This is a genomic window from Klenkia terrae, from assembly GCF_037083865.1.
GTDB lineage: Bacteria > Actinomycetota > Actinomycetes > Mycobacteriales > Geodermatophilaceae > Klenkia > Klenkia terrae.
In genome coordinates this window covers 29,757-45,749 of sequence record NZ_JBAPLV010000028.1, presented here as the reverse complement: position 1 = coordinate 45,749, position 15,993 = coordinate 29,757, and the positions used below count along the sequence as shown (strand labels likewise).

The 15,993-nt window shown below is 73.9% G+C and carries 18 protein-coding genes; 7 read left to right on the top strand and 11 right to left on the bottom strand.

Annotated features, from left to right (window positions below; all coding sequences use genetic code 11):
- Positions 1–232 precede the first annotated feature (232 nt).
- Entirely contained in the window at positions 233–529 is a 297-nt protein-coding gene (locus tag UXQ13_RS19990; protein WP_225235110.1) for a hypothetical protein, read from the top strand.
- A 5-nt stretch (positions 530–534) separates the two neighbouring features.
- Here the strand turns inward: UXQ13_RS19990 and UXQ13_RS19985 are convergent, their stop codons facing one another.
- Positions 535–987, bottom strand: coding sequence for a hypothetical protein (locus UXQ13_RS19985; protein WP_225235109.1), 453 nt, complete (start codon positions 985–987; stop codon positions 535–537).
- Positions 988–1,297: 310 nt separating this feature from the next.
- Positions 1,298–1,945 (bottom strand): hypothetical protein, encoded by a 648-nt coding sequence (locus tag UXQ13_RS19980; protein WP_225235108.1) that lies wholly within the window; start codon positions 1,943–1,945, stop codon positions 1,298–1,300.
- A gap of 94 nt (positions 1,946–2,039) precedes the next feature.
- Here UXQ13_RS19980 and UXQ13_RS19975 point away from each other — a divergent pair, with 94 nt between their 5' ends.
- The 4 genes from UXQ13_RS19975 (at position 2,040) to UXQ13_RS19960 (ending at position 5,385) form a co-directional block, all read left to right on the top strand.
- Positions 2,040–2,867, top strand: a complete 828-nt coding sequence (locus UXQ13_RS19975) for a DUF1206 domain-containing protein (protein ID WP_225235107.1) — start codon at positions 2,040–2,042, stop codon at positions 2,865–2,867.
- 38 nt (positions 2,868–2,905) lie between these two features.
- Positions 2,906–3,793 carry a DUF1206 domain-containing protein gene (locus UXQ13_RS19970; RefSeq protein WP_225235106.1) on the top strand — a complete coding sequence of 296 codons (888 nt, stop codon included), beginning with the start codon at positions 2,906–2,908 and terminating at the stop codon, positions 3,791–3,793.
- Positions 3,794–3,832: 39 nt separating this feature from the next.
- Positions 3,833–4,876 carry a Y-family DNA polymerase gene (locus UXQ13_RS19965; RefSeq protein ID WP_225235105.1) on the top strand — a complete coding sequence of 348 codons (1,044 nt, stop codon included), beginning with the start codon at positions 3,833–3,835 and terminating at the stop codon, positions 4,874–4,876.
- Between the two features lie 185 nt (positions 4,877–5,061).
- The gene (locus UXQ13_RS19960; RefSeq protein ID WP_225235104.1) at positions 5,062–5,385 is read left to right on the top strand and encodes a hypothetical protein; all 324 of its coding nucleotides are present in this window, start codon (positions 5,062–5,064) and stop codon (positions 5,383–5,385) included.
- 64 nt (positions 5,386–5,449) lie between these two features.
- Here the strand turns inward: UXQ13_RS19960 and UXQ13_RS19955 are convergent, their stop codons facing one another.
- The 9 genes from UXQ13_RS19955 to UXQ13_RS19915 all read right to left on the bottom strand — a co-directional run bounded on the left by UXQ13_RS19955 (position 5,450) and on the right by UXQ13_RS19915 (position 15,087).
- Positions 5,450–6,778, bottom strand: coding sequence for an ABC transporter substrate-binding protein (locus tag UXQ13_RS19955; protein WP_225235103.1), 1,329 nt, complete (start codon positions 6,776–6,778; stop codon positions 5,450–5,452).
- Between the two features lie 96 nt (positions 6,779–6,874).
- Positions 6,875–8,044 carry a branched-chain amino acid ABC transporter permease gene (locus tag UXQ13_RS19950; RefSeq protein WP_225235102.1) on the bottom strand — a complete coding sequence of 390 codons (1,170 nt, stop codon included), beginning with the start codon at positions 8,042–8,044 and terminating at the stop codon, positions 6,875–6,877.
- Positions 8,041–8,928 (bottom strand): branched-chain amino acid ABC transporter permease, encoded by an 888-nt coding sequence (locus tag UXQ13_RS19945; protein ID WP_225235101.1) that lies wholly within the window; start codon positions 8,926–8,928, stop codon positions 8,041–8,043. The genes UXQ13_RS19950 and UXQ13_RS19945 overlap by 4 nt, the downstream gene beginning before the upstream one ends.
- Positions 8,925–10,796, bottom strand: a complete 1,872-nt coding sequence (locus UXQ13_RS19940) for an AMP-dependent synthetase/ligase (RefSeq protein WP_225235100.1) — start codon at positions 10,794–10,796, stop codon at positions 8,925–8,927. Before UXQ13_RS19940 ends, UXQ13_RS19945 begins: the two co-directional genes overlap by 4 nt.
- Positions 10,793–11,626, bottom strand: a complete 834-nt coding sequence (locus UXQ13_RS19935; RefSeq protein ID WP_225235099.1) for an ABC transporter ATP-binding protein — start codon at positions 11,624–11,626, stop codon at positions 10,793–10,795. Before UXQ13_RS19935 ends, UXQ13_RS19940 begins: the two co-directional genes overlap by 4 nt.
- Entirely contained in the window at positions 11,623–12,405 is a 783-nt protein-coding gene (locus UXQ13_RS19930; protein ID WP_225235098.1) for an ABC transporter ATP-binding protein, read from the bottom strand. Before UXQ13_RS19930 ends, UXQ13_RS19935 begins: the two co-directional genes overlap by 4 nt.
- 179 nt (positions 12,406–12,584) lie before the next feature.
- Positions 12,585–13,502 (bottom strand): alpha/beta hydrolase, encoded by a 918-nt coding sequence (locus UXQ13_RS19925; RefSeq protein ID WP_225235097.1) that lies wholly within the window; start codon positions 13,500–13,502, stop codon positions 12,585–12,587.
- 10 nt (positions 13,503–13,512) lie between these two features.
- Positions 13,513–13,866 (bottom strand): STAS domain-containing protein, encoded by a 354-nt coding sequence (locus tag UXQ13_RS19920; RefSeq protein ID WP_225235096.1) that lies wholly within the window; start codon positions 13,864–13,866, stop codon positions 13,513–13,515.
- Positions 13,867–13,974: 108 nt separating this feature from the next.
- A complete protein-coding gene (locus tag UXQ13_RS19915) occupies positions 13,975–15,087 on the bottom strand; it encodes a 5-methyltetrahydropteroyltriglutamate--homocysteine S-methyltransferase (RefSeq protein WP_225235095.1) in 1,113 nt (370 codons plus the stop codon).
- 60 nt (positions 15,088–15,147) lie between these two features.
- On the opposite strand from UXQ13_RS19915, the gene UXQ13_RS19910 reads away from it, so the two are divergent.
- Both UXQ13_RS19910 and UXQ13_RS19905 read left to right on the top strand, forming a co-directional pair.
- The gene (locus UXQ13_RS19910; RefSeq protein WP_225235094.1) at positions 15,148–15,444 is read left to right on the top strand and encodes a hypothetical protein; all 297 of its coding nucleotides are present in this window, start codon (positions 15,148–15,150) and stop codon (positions 15,442–15,444) included.
- 145 nt (positions 15,445–15,589) lie between these two features.
- Entirely contained in the window at positions 15,590–15,952 is a 363-nt protein-coding gene (locus tag UXQ13_RS19905) for a hypothetical protein (protein ID WP_225235093.1), read from the top strand.
- Positions 15,953–15,993: the final 41 nt, after the last annotated feature.

The window sequence follows — 15,993 nt, the reverse complement described above, 5'->3', positions numbered from 1 at the left end:
GCAAACAGTGAGTCGGAAACGTCCGGCTGTGTCAAGGGTCACACCGACGTGCCGGCCCGCCCAGGGCTGGCACCATCACGGACCGTGCAGTTCCGAACCCCCTCCGTCGCCGTGCTGGCGCTCGCCCTGGCCACCGCCGCCTGCACCACCGGGGGGACCTCCGCGCCCACGGCGGCGCCGACGACGACCACGGCCGCACCGCTCGGGGCAGCTGGCCACCCGGGTGGTCACGGTGGCGCCGGGCAGCACCGAGGTCACCCCGGTGGCCAACCTGGACAGCATCGCCGTCGACGAGCTGCAGGCCGGCCCGGCCGGCTGGGTGCACCTGATCGCCACCGACTACGCCACGAGCTCACCCCCGGAGCTGCTCCCCCTCGACCTCGGCACCGGTCTGGCCGCCGACCCGGTGGAGCTGTGCGACGGGGCGCAGCCGTTCGGTCTCAGCCGGTCCGCCGACGGGGCGCGGCTGCTGGCGTGGGTGGCCTGCGGGCAGGCCGACACCCGGTTGTTCGTGCTGCAGGGCTCCTGACCGGGTCAGTCGCCCCCGCCGCCACCACCGCCGCCGTCCGAACCCCCGGAACCGCCGTCCGAGCCGCCGGACCCGCCGTCCGAACCGCCCCAGCCACCGCCGTCGTGGTGACCCGACCCGTGACCGTGCGAGGAGCCGTGGTGGCCGGGGCCGGGGTCGGCGCCGCCGTCACCGCCCCACCGCTGGTCGCCGGCCGCCCCGGTGTACCCGTAGGACGGCGTCGTGTCGCCGACGTAGAAGCCGCTGTCGGCACGCCGCGGCGAGCGGCCGCGCGAGACCGCCCGGCGGGGCTGCGAGCGGAACAGCAGCACCGCGCAGAGCAGGGTCACCAGCGCGACGAAGGTGGCGAAACCGCCGGCGCCGCCGTCACCGTCGACGAAGAGCGCGACGGCGGCCGCGGTGAACACGACCGCGGCCAGGGACAGCAGGACCCCGAGGGTCACGGCGAGGGCGCGCACGGCGGTCACTGTGCCGGGTCCGGTGCGGCCGGGCAACGGTGGACCCGTGCGGCCGGCGGGGGAGGTGCGCCCGCCGCGGTGCGGGCGGACCTCCGGCGGCGTCAGTGCCGGGTGGTGCCGCAGTCGGTGCAGCGCTTGCGGTGGGTCTCGTTGGTGGTGGGGCAGTTGGCGCAGGTCCAAGCGCCGCGTTCGAGGGTGCGCACGGGGTCCTCCGGGGGATAGGTGTGATCCAGCCCCCATGACGCTAGCCACACATCATGACGAATCCGTGAACTCCGGGTTGACTCCCGGCACACGGTCGCCCCAGCGGTCACCCGCGCTGCAGACCGCCGCACCCACCGGCGCCGCACGCGCAGCCACCGCAGCCGGCCGCGACCGGCGCGGGCTGCGCCGCCACCCTGCGCAGGGCGAGCGCACCGGTCACCGACATGACCCCGGCGGCGAGCACCGCGACCGACACGGCCAGCACCGAGGCTGCCGCCAGCCAGGTCGGTCCGGCCAGCACCGTGCCCGCGGCCAGCGCGACGACGGCGAGCCCGACCGCGAGCCCTGCGCGCACCCGCCGCGCCGGCTCGGCCCGGACGACCAGCGCGACCAGCACCCCGGCCAGCACCACGACGCAGGTCCACGCGGCCACCGCCGGCGGGAAGAACGCGAGCCCGACGGCCACCGCGCCGAACCAGGCGGCACCGGCACCGGCCACCGCGGCCGACCGCTCGACCAGCCCGGCCCGGGCCGACCGCAGCAGGGCCACCCCGCGCACCAGGCCGAGGACGCCGAGACCGGCCAGCAGCAGGCGGACGCCGGTGTCGGCGACCACCACGGCCACGACGGCCAGCACGACCAGCACGACCCCCTGCAGGGCCGACCACGGCCACGAGCGGCGGGCCTGGTCGGGGGTGGCCGAGACGGCGGCGGGGGCGGGACCAGCGGTCGAGGCAGCGGCGGGCGACGTCACCACCCCAGTGTCCCCCATCCGCCGGGCGGACCACCCGACCGTGTGCCACCCTCCGTGCACGGGGGTCCCACAGGTCCAGCACGGAGGTCCACCCATGAGCGCGCAGCAGACCGCCGACCGGGTCGGCCGGTCCGACGCCCTGCAGAACCTCGCCAGGGTCGGGCTGGTGGCCTACGGCGTCGTCCACCTGCTGATCGCCTGGCTCTCCCTGCAGCTGGCCTGGGGCGGTGGCGGCGAGGAGGCCTCCCAGTCCGGCGCCCTGCAGACCCTGTCCGAGGAGCCGTTCGGCAAGCCGCTGCTGTGGGTGCTCGGCCTCGGGCTGATCGCGCTGGCGCTGTGGCAGGCCGCGGAGATCGTCCGGCACGTCGGCGGGCTGTCCGGGTCCGGCGATGCGAAGAAGAAGGCCGTCGTCGCGGTCGTCAAGTGCCTGGCCAAGGTGGTGGTCTACGGCTTCCTGGCCTTCACCGCCCTGCGCTTCGCCACCGGCAGCGGCTCGTCGAGCTCGGACCAGCAGCAGCAGACCACCTCGGGGGTCTTCGGCCTGCCCGGCGGGCGGTTCCTGGTGGGCGTCGCGGCGCTGGTGGTCATCGGGGTCGGCGTCTACCAGATGGTCAAGGGCGCGAAGAAGAGCTTCATGGAGGAGATCGACACCTCCCCGGCCTCGGCCGGCCAGGTGCGCGTCATCGAGCGGCTCGGCCAGGTCGGCTACCTGGCCAAGGGTGCCGCCTTCGTCGTCGTCGGCGGCCTGCTGGCCTACGCCGCGATCACGTTCGACCCGGAGAAGTCCACCGGGCTGGACGGCGCGATGCGCACCATCCTGCAGGCCCCCTTCGGCCAGTGGCTTCTGTCGCTGGTCGCCGTGGGCATCGCCGCGTTCGGCGTCTTCTGCTTCTTCCGCGCGCGCTACCCGCAGCGCACCTGACCCGCGTGCCGTCTCTGCCCCCTGCCCTCACCCGCACCATGGACCGGCTCGTCGGCCGGGTGCCCGACCGGTGGCTGGACCGCGCGCACCGGGCCGTGGAGCACGCCCAGGAGGTCACCGACCACCCGTGGCTGGAGCGGCTGGCCCGGGTCGGCCTGGTCGCCTACGGCGCGGTGCACCTGCTGATCGCCTGGCTGGCGTTCACCGTCGCCTGGCGGATCTCCCCCGACGCCGCCGACGCCGACCAGGCCGGTGCGCTGCGGACGGTGTCGGAGTCCCCCGGCGGCCTGGTGCTGCTGTGGGTCATCGGGCTGGGCCTGCTCTCCCTCGCCGTCTGGCAGGCCGGGGAGGTGCTGCGCTGGTGGACCGGCCTGCTGCACCCCGACCGGCGGCTGCACGCGGCGTTCATCTGCGCGAAGTGCCTGGCCAAGGCGGTCGTCTACGGGGCGCTGGCCGTCGTCGCGCTGGTCTTCGCCGTCGGGTCCCGCTACGACGCCACCGAGAGCACCCAGGACCTGACCGACGACCTGCTGGAGATCCCGGGCGGGGCGACCCTGCTGGTGGCCGGCGGCCTGGTGGTGGTGGGCGTCGGTGCCTACCTGGCCTGGCGGGGCTGGACGGCGGGCTTCATGAAGGACGTCGACCTGGACGCCGCCCCGGACCGCTACGAGCCCACCATCGCCGCCCTGGGCCGGGTGGGCTACCTGGCCAAGGCCGTGGCCTTCGCGGTGGCCGGCGGCCTGGTCGTCTTCGCCGCCGTCACCTCCGACGTCTCCACGGCCACCGGGCTGGACGGCGCGCTCAACGCCATCGGCGCCGTGCCGCAGGGGCGCTGGCTGCTGACCGCGGTGGCCATCGGCTTCGCCGCGTTCGGCGTGTACGCGCTCGCCCGGGCCCGCTACCCCGACCGCGACCCGGCCACCTGACCTCCCCCGCCAGCCCTCGAACACCTGTACGATCGTCCGATGTCGCCCGGGCCGCTGCTGCACGCGGACGCGGACTCGTTCTTCGCCTCGGTGGCCCTGCGGTCCCGGCCCGAGCTGGCCGGCGCGCCCCTGGCCGCGGTCGCCCACGTGTTCGTCGCCAGCGCCACCTACCCGGCCCGGGCCCGCGGCGTGCGGGGCGGCATGTCGGTGCAAGAGGCGCTGGGGCGGTGCCCCGAGCTCGTGCTGGTCGAGGTCCCGCACGCCGAGGTCGAGGAGGTCGCCGACGCGCTGTTCGACCTCTTCGGCGAGTGCGCGACGGCGGTCGAGCCGGGGTCGGTCGAGGAGGCGTTCCTGGACGTCGGGGCCGCCGGCTGGGACGACGCGGTCGCCGCCGGGCACGACCTGCGGCGCCGGGCGGCGGCCGAGCTCGGCATCCCGGTGAGCGTCGGGGTGGGCCGGACGAAGCTGATGGCCAAGCTGGCCTCGCGGGCCGCCAAGCCCGACGGGCTGCACGTGCTGGGCGTCGACCGGGAGCACGAGCTGCGCTCCTCCTTGCCGGTCGAGGAGGTGTGGGGCGTCGGGCGGGCCACCCGGGAGCGGCTCGCCGTGCTGGGCGTGCACCGGTTGGCCGACGTCGACGGCGTCCAGGCCGACCGGCTGCAGGCGGTCTGCGGGACGGCGATGGCCCGCCGGCTGCGCAGCATCCGGACCGGGACCGACGACGCGCAGGTGCGACCGGTCAGCGCCCGCACCAAGCTGTCCGCCGAGGGCTCGACCACCGGGTGGGACCGGGCCGACCGCTCCCCGGCGGAGCTGGCCGGCACCTGCGTGGCCCGGCTGTGCCGGCGCGCCGAGCGGGCCGGGCTGACCGGCACGGAGCTGCGGATCAGCGCGGCGCCGCGCGACGGGGCGCCCGCGGTGACCCTGCGCCGGGCCGGGCTGCCGGCCACCGCCGACGTCACGGCGTGGCAGGCCGCGGCGGCGACCCTCCTCGCCACGGCGGACCTGCCGCCGCTGGCCGGCCTGCGGGTCACCGTGGCCGGCCTGTCCCCCGTCGGTGCGGCACCCCTCACCCTGTTCTGAGCAGGCTGCGCCGACCCGGGCGCAGGCCGTCCCGACCACTGACGACCCCCGGCCGGGGCACGACTCGTCGGCCGGAACCTGACAAGAACGGTACAGTTTCGTGTCGGTTTCGGTGACGGCCGGTGGTCGGTCGGTCGCAATAGGGTCGGGAACCACTGATCCCCCAGAAGCGCATGGAGCACACCGTGACCGCGTTCGGCCTGCACCCCCGCTCCTACCCCGTCCCGTCGGTGGACCACCGCCCCCGGGCCGACGTCATCCCGATCGGTGGTCGGACCACCACCACCGGACCGGTGCTGGTCTCGCTCGCCCAGGCCGCCACCGCGCTCCCGGTCAGCACCAAGGTGCTCTGGGTGGAGTACCTGACCCTGGGCGGCAGCCTCGACCTGGACTGGTTCTGCGCCCACCTCGACTCCCCCGGCGGCGCCCAGCCCGAGGAGCACGCGATCGTCGTGGAGACCGTCACCGAGTTCATCGCGGCCGAGGGCCTGCCGCTGCGGGTGGCCTGAGCACGACAGCGGCCGGCCACCCCGCGGGGGGATGGCCGGCCGTTGCCGGTGCGGGATCAGCCGATCAGAGGTCGATCGCCTCGTAGCAGGGCTCGGTGAACTCGTAGCCCTCGGCCGTGCTGCCGGCCAGGTCCTCCTCGGTGACCGAGATGCCGGTGGAGGCCTCCGGGTCGGGGCTGGACAGCTGGGTCACCCGGACGGCGGCGGAGTCCCCGCCGTCGGCGTAGTCACCCGAGCCCTCCGGCAGGATGCCCTCGTAGTCGACCGAGCTCAGGCCGGACGCCGCGGAGTACAGACCCTCGCGGGTCAGGTCACCGTTCTCGGCGGCCGCCTCGAGCGCTGCCTTCAGCGGGTAGGACCAGGCCCAGCCGGCCAGGAAGAACTCGTTCGGGGTCGAGCCCGACTCCTCGGCCGCCGCGCGCATGGCCTCGTGGCCGGGGGTGTCGGAGTCGAACGGGGCCCACGGCCCGAGCAGCTGGTAGGACGCCTGCAGCGCCGGCGCGGCCGGGCTCTGCAGCAGGGCGACGTTCCAGGTCGGCGAGGAGCCGAGGAACTTGCCGGTGTAGCCGGCGGCCACCGACTGGCCGACGATGGTGGCCATGTCGGCCGGGCCCGTGGACACCACGACGACGTCGGGCTGCTGCTCGACGATCGCCGCGACGGCCGAGGCCTGGTTGTCGGTGCCGGCGGTGGTCTCCACGTTGGCGAAGTCGATGCCGTTGGCCTCCGCGGCGATGCTGGCGCCGGCGGCGGCGTCGCCGCCGTAGTCACCGGCGTAGTGCACGGCCATGACCGACTCGGCGTTGTTGGTCTCCACCGCGTAGTCGACGCCGTTCATGGCCTCGGCGCAGTAGGTCGGACCGGACTCGACGATCGCGTCCTGGAACAGGTACAGCGAGGTCCAGCCGGCCGGGGCCGCGACGATGTTCTCGGCCTCGAGGTCCTCCACGATGGCCGCGGTGGGGGGCGAGCCGAGGGTCTGGGCCAGGGCCAGGATGTCGGGCTTGATCTCCTGGTAGACCTGGTTGGCGACCTGCGGGTTGTACTGGTTGTCCCGCACGTACTCGGTGACGTTGATGTCGTAGCCGCCGATGCCGCCGTCCTCGTTCACCCGGTTCCAGAACGCCTCCTGGCCGGCCACGATGACCGGACCGGCCGGGGCGAAGGGGCCCACGGTGAGGTCGGACAGCGTGCCGAGGTAGATGCACCCGTTGTCCGGGTTGACGGCCTCCGGGCAGGCGTCGCTGGTCACGCCGACGTCGGTGGCGATGTCGCCCTCGCCACCCCCGCCGTCGGCCGGGTCCTCGCCGCCGCCGCGGCAGCCCGCGGCGAAGACCGCGAGGCCGGCCAGGCCGGCCGCCGCGACCCGCCGTCGTGTCCGTGTGCTGCTCATCCGTGGTGCTCCCTTCGTGCCGGCACCGATGCCGGTCGGGCGACCTGCCCGGCGTCCTCGCCGGGCAGGAGATTGCGGAACCGCGCGGTGCGCGGCTCAGTAGGAGAAGGGCCAGGCCTTCCAGTAGTTGCGGATCCGGACCCACAGGCCGAACAGGCCCCGCGGTTCCAGCAGGAGGAAGGCGACGATCAGCAGCCCGTAGAGCAGCGTCTCCACCTGGAAGACGTTGGGCGTCTCGGTCGCCGACGAGGACAGGAACGGCAGGTACTCCGGCAGCTCGCGGGTCAGCCGCGGCAGCAGCGCGATGAAGAAGGCGCCCATGATCGAGCCGGAGATCGTGGAGACCCCGCCGATCAGCACCATCGCCACGAACTGCACCGACACCAGCAGCCCGAAGCTGGAGGGGTCCAGGTACCCGGTGATCGAGTACAGCAGCGCCCCGGCGCAGCCGGCGTAGAAGCCGCTGATCACGAACGCCCGCCGCTTGACCTTGCGGACGTCGACCCCGGTCACCTCCGCGGCGATGTCCCGGTCGCGGACGGCGGCGAAGCTGCGGCCGATGGCCGAGCGGGCGATGTTGCGGCCCAGCAGCGCGAAGACCACCAGCAGCGCGGTCATCAGCAGGTACAGCTGCTGGTCGGCGCTGAAGACCTCGGTGCGCCGGGACAGGTCGACCCCGAACAGCACCGGGTCCGCGGCCGGGCGGCCGACCCCGATGCCACCGGTGACGGCGTCCCACTCGTTCCAGACGTGGGTGCCCAGGAAGACCAGGCCCAGGGTGACGATGGCCAGGTACAGCCCGCGCAGCCGGCTGGCCAGCGGCGCGACGACGAAGCCGACGGCGGCCGCGGCCAGCCCACCGGCGATCAGCCACACCGGCAGGAACGTGATGCCCAGGCCGTAGAGCTGGTCGTCCTCGGGGTCACCGGACACCACCGCGGCGGTGTAGGCGCCGATCCCGAGGAAGAAGGCGTGCCCGAGGCTGACCTGCCCGGCGTACCCGGTGACCAGGTTGAGCCCGATGGCCCCGATCGCCAGCACCGCGCCGGTGGCCAGCAGCCGCAGCAGGTCGTCCTCCAGGACGAAGGGCAGCAGCAGGCCGACCACCAGCAGCACCGCGACGGCGACCTTCTTGGCCCCGGTGTTGAGCAGGGCCATGTCCTGGCCGTAGGCGGTGTAGAGCATCGGGCGGCCCAGGGGGCGGCGGCCCTTGGCCGGTGCGGGCTCCCCCCCGCCGGTCGACGGCTGGTTCTCCACGGCGGTCACACGCGTTCCACCTCTCGGGTGCCGAACAGCCCGTAGGGGCGCACGAGCAGGACGACCAGCAGCAGCACGTAGGGCGAGACCAGCGAGAAGTTCTGGCCCAGCCACGGCAGGTACTCGCCCTGGTAGGTGGCGAAGAAGCTCTCCACGAGCCCGACCAGCAGGCCGCCGACGACCGCGCCGCCGATGGAGTCCAGGCCGCCGATGATGATCGCCGGCAGGGCCTTGAGCGCGATCACCCACGTGGACTGGTCCACGCCGCCGCCGGCCCCGACGAAGGCGCCGGCGACCGCCGCGATGCCCGCGGCCATCGCCCAGGCCAGCGCGGTCATGGAGCCGACCGGCACGCCCTGCACCAGCGCGGTCTCCTGGTCCAGGGAGGACGCCCGCATCGCCAGGCCGTAGCGGCTGTAGCGGAAGAAGGCGAACAACCCGGCGCCCACGACCAGCAGCACGACCGCCATCGCGATGTAGCGCTCCTGCACCGGCAGCCCGAGCAGCTCGACGGTGGACAGCCCCCACGGGTCGCCGACGTTGCGCACGTCGGGCCCGATGAAGACGTTCACCACGACCCGGATCGCGATGTCCAGGCCCAGGGTGATGATCGCGACGACGAACACCGGTCGGCCGATCATCGGCCGGATCGTGGTGCGCTCCAGACCCCACCCGAGCATCGCGATGGCGATCGCGGCCAGCGGCACGGCCAGGTAGAAGCCCACCGGCCCGGCCAGGTAGCTGACCAGCACCGCCCCGGCCAGCATGAGCGCCGGCTGGGCGAAGCTGATCACCTTGGACGACTTGTAGATGATCACGAAGCTGACGGCCAGCAGCGCGTAGACCGAGCCGAAGCCCAGCCCGCGCACCACCGTCAGCAGGACGTCCCTCACGAGCGGGCCCCCTTGGAGTACATGGATTCGACGAGGGGCGAGTAGCGCTCGGCCAACGCGGACCGGCGGACCTTCTGGGTGGCCGTGAGCTCGCCGTCCTCGTGCTCGAGGAGCTTGGGCAGCAGCCGGAACGTCTTGATCTGCTCCACCGGGTTCAGCCCGGCGTTGACCTCGTCGACGATGCCCTGCACGAGTGCCTGCACCTCGGCGCGCTCGGTGAGGTCGCGGTAGGTGGTGAAGGCGATCCGCTCGCGCTGGGCCCAGTCGCCGACCGTGTCGGGCTCGATGCCGATCAGCGCGGTCAGGAAAGCCCGGCGGTCGCCGATGACCACGCACTCCTTGATCAGCGGGGACACCTTGACCGCGTTCTCGATCTCCGACGGCGCGACGTTCTTGCCGCCGGCGGTGATCATGATGTCCTTCATCCGGTCGGTGATCCGCAGCCGGCCGTCCTCCAGCACCCCGACGTCGCCGGTGTGCAGCCAGCCGTCGGCGTCGACGGCCTCGGCGGTGGCGTCGGGCCGCTGCCAGTAGCCGGCGAACGTGGCCGGCCCGCGGGTGAGCACCTCGCCGGTGGTCTCGTCGATGCGCAGCTCGACCGAGTCGTGCGGCTCCCCCACGGTGCCCAGCCGCAGCCGGCCGGGCCGGTTGGCCGTCGCCGAGGCGGTGTTCTCGGTCATGCCGTAGACCTCGTGGACGGGCACGCCCAGCCCGAGGAAGAACCGCAGCACGTCCACCGACACCGGCGCCGCGCCGCAGCCGGCCCAGCGCACCCGGCGCAGGCCCAGCCGCTCGCGCAGCGCGCGGACCACCAGCACCCAGGCGATGCCGTGCAGCACCCGGCTGCCGGCGGTGTGCCGGCCGCCGTTGGCCTCCATCGCGGTGGCGACCTTGGCCGACAGCTTCAGCCCCAGGTTGCCCGCGTTGCGCTTGAGCGGGCTGGCCGCCGACTGCTTGATCTGCACGTTCGCCAGCAGCTTCTCCCAGATCCGCGGGACGGCGAAGAAGAAGGTCGGCTGGATCTCCCGCAGGTTCTCCGGGACGGTGTCGATCGACTCGGCGAAGTTCACCTGGATGCCGGTGGCGGCGTTGTTCCAGGTGGTGAAGATCCGCTCGGCCACGTGGCACAGCGGCAGATAGGACAGCGACTGGTCCTTCGGCCCGGCCGGGGGGTCGAGCAACCCGGCGGGTCCGGTCAGCGCGGCGATGGTCGCCTCGACGTTGCCGACGGTGAGCATCGCGCCCTTGGGCGCCCCGGTGGTGCCCGAGGTGTAGATCAGGGTCATCAGGTCGCCGCTGCCGGTCTGCGCCATGGCCTGCTCGACGGCACCGGGGTGGGCGGCGCGGTGCGCCCGTCCGCGGGCCAGCAGGTCGGCCCAGAACAGCAGGCGCGGGTCGGTGTACCGGCCGCGGATGCCGCGGGGCTCGACGTAGAGCAGGTGCTCCAGCGCCGGCAGCTCGCCGGAGACCTCCAGCGCCTTGTCCAGCTGCTCCTGGTCCTCGGCCAGCAGCACCCGGGCGCCGGAGTCGCGCAGCACGTGCACGACCTCGGCGGGCGGGTTGGTCGGGTACAGCCCGACGGTCACCGCGCCGACGGCGACGGTGGCCAGGTCGGCGACCAGCCACTCCCGGCGGTTCTCCGACTGGATGGCCACCCGGTCCCCGCGCTGCACGCCCAGGTCCAGCAGGGCGTGGGCGACGTCCAGGACGTCGTCCCAGTACTGCGCCCAGCTGGTCTCCTGCCACAGGCCCTTCTGCTTGGACCGCATGGCGACCCCGCTGGGGGTCTCCTGCGCCCGGTCGCGGACCCGGGTGACGATCGTCGTCGTCCCGGTGCCCCGCGTGCTCGGCTCGAGCGTGGTGGTCACGACGTCGTCCCCTCGTCGGCGGTCTGCTTCTTGCGGCGTCCGCCGGTGTCGTGGTCCTCGCCCAGGTAGGCCTTGATCACGTTCGGGTCGCGCTGTACCTGGGCGGGGGTGCCGGTGGTGATGGGCACGCCGAAGTCGACGACCATGATCCGGTCGGCGAGGTCCATGACCAGGCCCATGTCGTGCTCGACCATGAGGATCGACAGGCCCAGCTCGTCGCGGATGTCGATGATGAAGCGGGCCATGTCCTCGGTCTCCTCGAGGTTCATGCCGGCCACCGGCTCGTCGAGCAGCAGCAGCTGGGGCTCCATGGCCAGCGCGCGGCCCAGCTCCACCCGCTTCTGCACGCCGTAGGGCAGCAGGCCGACCGGGAAGCGCCGGTAGGACTCCAGCTCCAGGAAGTCGACGATCTCCTCGACGGCGGCGCGGTCGGCCAGCTCGCTGCGGCGCGCGGGGCCGACCCAGCCCATCGCGGCCAACATGCCGTACTTGACCTGGTGGGCCCGGCCGAGCATGAGGTTGTCGACGACCGTGAGGTTCTCGAACAGCTCGATGTTCTGGAAGGTGCGGGCCATGCCCTTGGCCGCGATCTTGTTCGGGCGCTGGCCGAGGATGTCCTCGCCGCGGAAGCGCACCGAGCCCTCCTGCGGCCGGTACACCCCCGACAGCACGTTGAACACCGAGGTCTTGCCGGCGCCGTTGGGCCCGATGATCGCGAACAGCTCGCGCTCGCCGACGGTGAAGGTCGCCCCGTTGATCGCGGTGACGCCCTTGAACCGCAGCGTGACGCCCTCGACCTCCAGCACGGGTGCGGTCGCGGGTGCGGTCACGAGAGCCACCTCTTCCGGCGCTTGTAGTGCTTGACGTCGCGGAAGCTGCGCTCGCCCTCGGCGCCCAGGCCCAGGTAGAACTCCTGGATGTCGGAGTCGTCGAGGAGCTCGGCGGCGGGCTTGTCCATCACCACGCGGCCGGTCTCCAGCACGTAGCCGTGGTCGGAGATCGACAGCGCCATGGAGGCGTTCTGCTCGACCAGCAGGACCGTCGTCCCGCTGTCGTTGATCTGCACGATCAGGTCGCGGATGCTGCCGACCAGCTGCGGGGCGAGGCCCAGGCTGGGCTCGTCGAGCAGCAGGTAGCGCGGGGAGCTCATCATCGCCCGGCCCATGGCCAGCATCTGCTGCTCGCCGCCGGAGAGGTAGCCGGCGGCCTGGGTGCGGCGCTCGAGCAGCCGCGGGAACAGGTCGTAGACCCGCTCCAGGTTGGCCGCGCGCTCCTTGGGCCGGGTGTGCGCACCGACCCGCAGGTTCTCCTCGACCGAGAACTCGCCGAACACCCGCCGGCCCTCCAGTACCTGGCTGATGCCGCGGGCCACGACCTGCTGGGGGTCCAGGTGGTCGATCCGCTCGCCGTCCAGGGTGATCTGCCCGCGGGTGATCGCCCCGTGGTGGATGTCCAGCAGGCCGGACAGTGCTCGGAGCAGGGTCGTCTTGCCGGCGCCGTTGGCACCCAGGAGGCCCACGATCTTCCCGTCGGGGACCTCGAGGCTCACCCCCCGCAGCACCAGCACGACGTCGTCGTAGACGACCTCGAGATTGCTGACCGTGAGCACGTGCCGCCCTTCGTCGTCGGAGGTTGCGCGTCGCGACGACGGTGAAGCAGCTCACAGCCGGCGCGTGATCCGGGACACTAGGTGCCACCTGTGAGGTTCCGGAAGGTCCGCAGCCGGTTTCGACATCCGGTGAGGTGTTTCGTTATGCGCCCGTTATGCCGGGCGCCGTGCCGTTCGGCTCAGCTGAACACCGGCAGCCCGCGGACAGCGCTGAGCACCTCGTCCAGGGCCGCTGCGCACGTCGGGTCCAGGGCCACCAGGTGGGCGAAGCCGTGCGGGACGTCGGCCAGGTCCAGCGCGGTGACCGGCACCCCGGCGGCCGCCAGCCCGGCGGCGTAGGCCCGGCCGGAGTCGCGCAGCGCGTCCACCTCGGCGGTGACCACCAGCGCCGGGGGCAGCCCGGCCAGGTCCGCCGCCCCCAGCGGGCTGACCCGCGGATCGGTCAGCGCGACGCCCTCGGGCAGGTAGTTCCGGGTGTACCAGCCCATGTCGGCCAGGGCGAGGAACGGCGAGCGGCCGTGGTCGGCGACCGACGGCCAGTCGATCCCGGCGCCCACCGAGGGGTACAGCAGCAGCTGCGCCGCGGGCTGCGGCCCCCCGGCGTCGCGCAGCTGCTGGCAGGCCACCGCCGCGAGGTTGCCCCCGCCGCTGTCGCCGGCGACGACCACCCGGGCCGGGTCGTCGGCGTGCGCCAGCGCCCACCGGACGGCGGCGACGGCGTCGTCCACCGCGGCCGGGAACGGGTGCTCGGGCGCGCGGCGGAACTCGACGGCGAGGACGACGGCGTCCAGCCCGGCGCACAGCCGTGCGGCCAGGCCCGCGTACTCCTGCGCGGTGCCCACCGTCCACCCGCCGCCGTGCAGGAAGACCACCGTCGCCCCGCCCGGCCGGGCCGGGGCGTACCGGTCCGCGGTCAGCCCGGCGCCGAGCTCGACGGTGCCGACGGCGACCTCGGGGGGGCCGGCCAGCCCGGCGGCCAGCAGCTCGCCGAACCGGGCGCGCGCCGCGGCCAGGCCGACCTCGCGGGCGGGCGGGGCCAGCAGCGCGCCCAGGCGGTCGGCGAGCCGGGTCAGGTGCGGGGGCAGGTCGGCGGTCATGCCGCCATCCTCACCCGACCACCCGCCAGACCAGCACGTCCTCGAGGCCGGTGAGCTCCAGCAACCGGCCGACCGCACGGTCGGTCCCGCCGCGGACGGTGAGCGTGCGGCCCGACCGGCAGGCCGCGGCGCGGGCCCGGAGCACCGGGTGCAGCCCGGCGCAGTCCAGGAACGTCACGCCGGTCAGGTCCACCACGCACGCCCGGCCGCCGGGCCGGGCCAGCACGTCGTCGAGCGCGCCGCACAGCGCCGGCGCCGCGGCGGTGTCGAGCTCGCCGGCCACCCGGACGACGACCACCCCCTCACCGCCGTCGGCGACCTCGATGCGGAGTGCGGGGACGGCGGCAGCGACCTCGGTGGTCATCGTGGACTCGACCTCGCGCGGGACGGAGGGACCGGCGGCCGAGGACTGAACCGCTCACCGCGCAGATTACGGGCCGATCACGTTCCGCGTCCAGACCCGCGCGCTGGATCAGCCCCAGACCTCGGCCGCGGTCTCGACCACGAGCGCGAGCTTGGCGATCTGCTCGTCCCGGGTGAGCGCGTTGCCCTCGACCGTGGAGGAGAAGCCGCACTGCGGGGACAGCGCCAGCTGGTCCAGCGGCACGAACCGGGCGGCCTCGTCGATCCGCCGCTTGAGGTCGTCCTTGCTCTCCAGCTCCGGTCGCTTGGTGGTGACCAGCCCGAGGACCACCCGCTTGCCCGGCGGCACGAAGCGCAGCGGCTCGAACCCGCCGGAGCGGGCGTCGTCGAACTCCAGGAAGAACCCGTCGACCTCCAGCCCGCCGAACAGCGCCTCGGCGACGAAGTCGTATCCACCCTCGGCCGCCCACGAGGAGCGGAAGTTGCCCCGGCACATGTGGGTGGTCACGGCCATGCCCTCGGGCCGGCCGGCCAGCGCGGCGTTGATCTGCCGGATGTACCGCTCGTGCTGGTGCTCGGCGTCCCGGCCCTGGGCGGCCAGCTGGGCGCGCTGCGCCGGGTCGTTGAGGTAGGCCAGCGAGGTGTCGTCCAGCTGCAGGTACCGGCAGCCCTGGGCGGCGATGCCGGTGACCTGCTGCCGGTAGGCCGCGCTCAGCGCGTCCCAGAACGCGTCCTCGTCCGGGTAGACCGCCGGGTCGATCGCCGCGGCGCCGCCCCGGTAGTGGACCATCGAGGGCGAGGGGATCGTCAGCTTCGCCGTCTGGTCGGGCTGCACCGCACCCTGCAGGTGGGCGAAGTCGTCGGCGAAGACCGGCTCGTCGATCCGGAGCGGCCCGGTGACCCGCAGCCCGGCCGGCGTGTAGTCCAGCGTGCCGTCGGCGTTGCGGAAGTGGACGGTGATGTTCTCCTCCACCTTCTCGACCCCGCCGATCGAGTAGATGAAGTCCATGTGCCAGGAGGCCCGGCGGAACTCGCCGTCGGTGGCGGTGGCCAGCCCCAGGTCGGCCTGCATCCGGACGACCTCGTCGACCGCCTCGTCCTCGACGGCGCGCAGGCCGTCGGCGTCGAGCTCCCCGGCGGCGAAGCGGGCGCGGGCGGTGAGCAGGTACTCGGGGCGCAGCAGGCTGCCGACGTGGTCGGCGCGGAACGGCGGGCTGGTCATGCGTCGATCCTCACCGAGACTGCCAGCCCGCGCTCAGCAGGACGGCGGATACTCGGGGGCATGAGCAAGCGTGTGCTGGTCGGAGCCGTCGTCTGGGTGCTGGCCACGATCGGCGCCTTCCTCCTCGACCCGATCCTCGGCAGCGCCGTCCTGGTCTTCGGCGGGGCGCTGGTCGCGATGGGCCACCTGGCCAGCGGGTGGGGCGAGGGCAGCACGTTCGAGGAGCGCGAGATGGACCGGGCCCGGCGCCGCAAGGCCAAGTTCGAGGCCAACGCCGGCAAGCGGGCCAAGGACCGGGAGCGCTGGGAGGCCGGCAAGGCCCGCAAGGCCCGTCGGACGGACCGGAAAAGCGCGTGACAGCGCGCTCGGGGCGTCCCCAGCCTCTCGAGCCATGGGTTCCCTGCTGCTGCTCGGCTGAGTGACCGCTCACGTCTCCGCCGACGTCCCCGCCCGACCGACCGGGCAGCAGCCTGCCCGGACCACTCCTGCTCGGAGGTCCCCCATGACCCATCCCCCCGCTCCCGAGTCCGCCGCCGGCACCGCCCGGGCGACGCTCCCCGACGAGGAGCGCGAGGGCTTCGACCGCCTCGTGCACTCGATCACCGCCGCCTCCGGCAAGGCCCTGGGCGCCGTCCTCCGCGGCCGGCTGCCCGGCGTGGAGGGGGTGCGCTGGCTGCGGTCCGAGGGCCTGCCGCCCACCGCCCGCGCCGCCTCGCTCACCCCGGGCCAGTGGCTCTCGCTGCACGCCACGTGGCAGCGGCTGAGCGGGACCCCGCACGCCGGGGTGCCCCAGCGCGGCGGCGGGAAGGCCGACAGCAAGCACGGCCACGCCCCCGGCGCCCAGGCCGCTCCGCGCTGGTTCTGACCGCCCCGCCGCCGGTGGCGGTTGGGTGTTACCTCACGTAA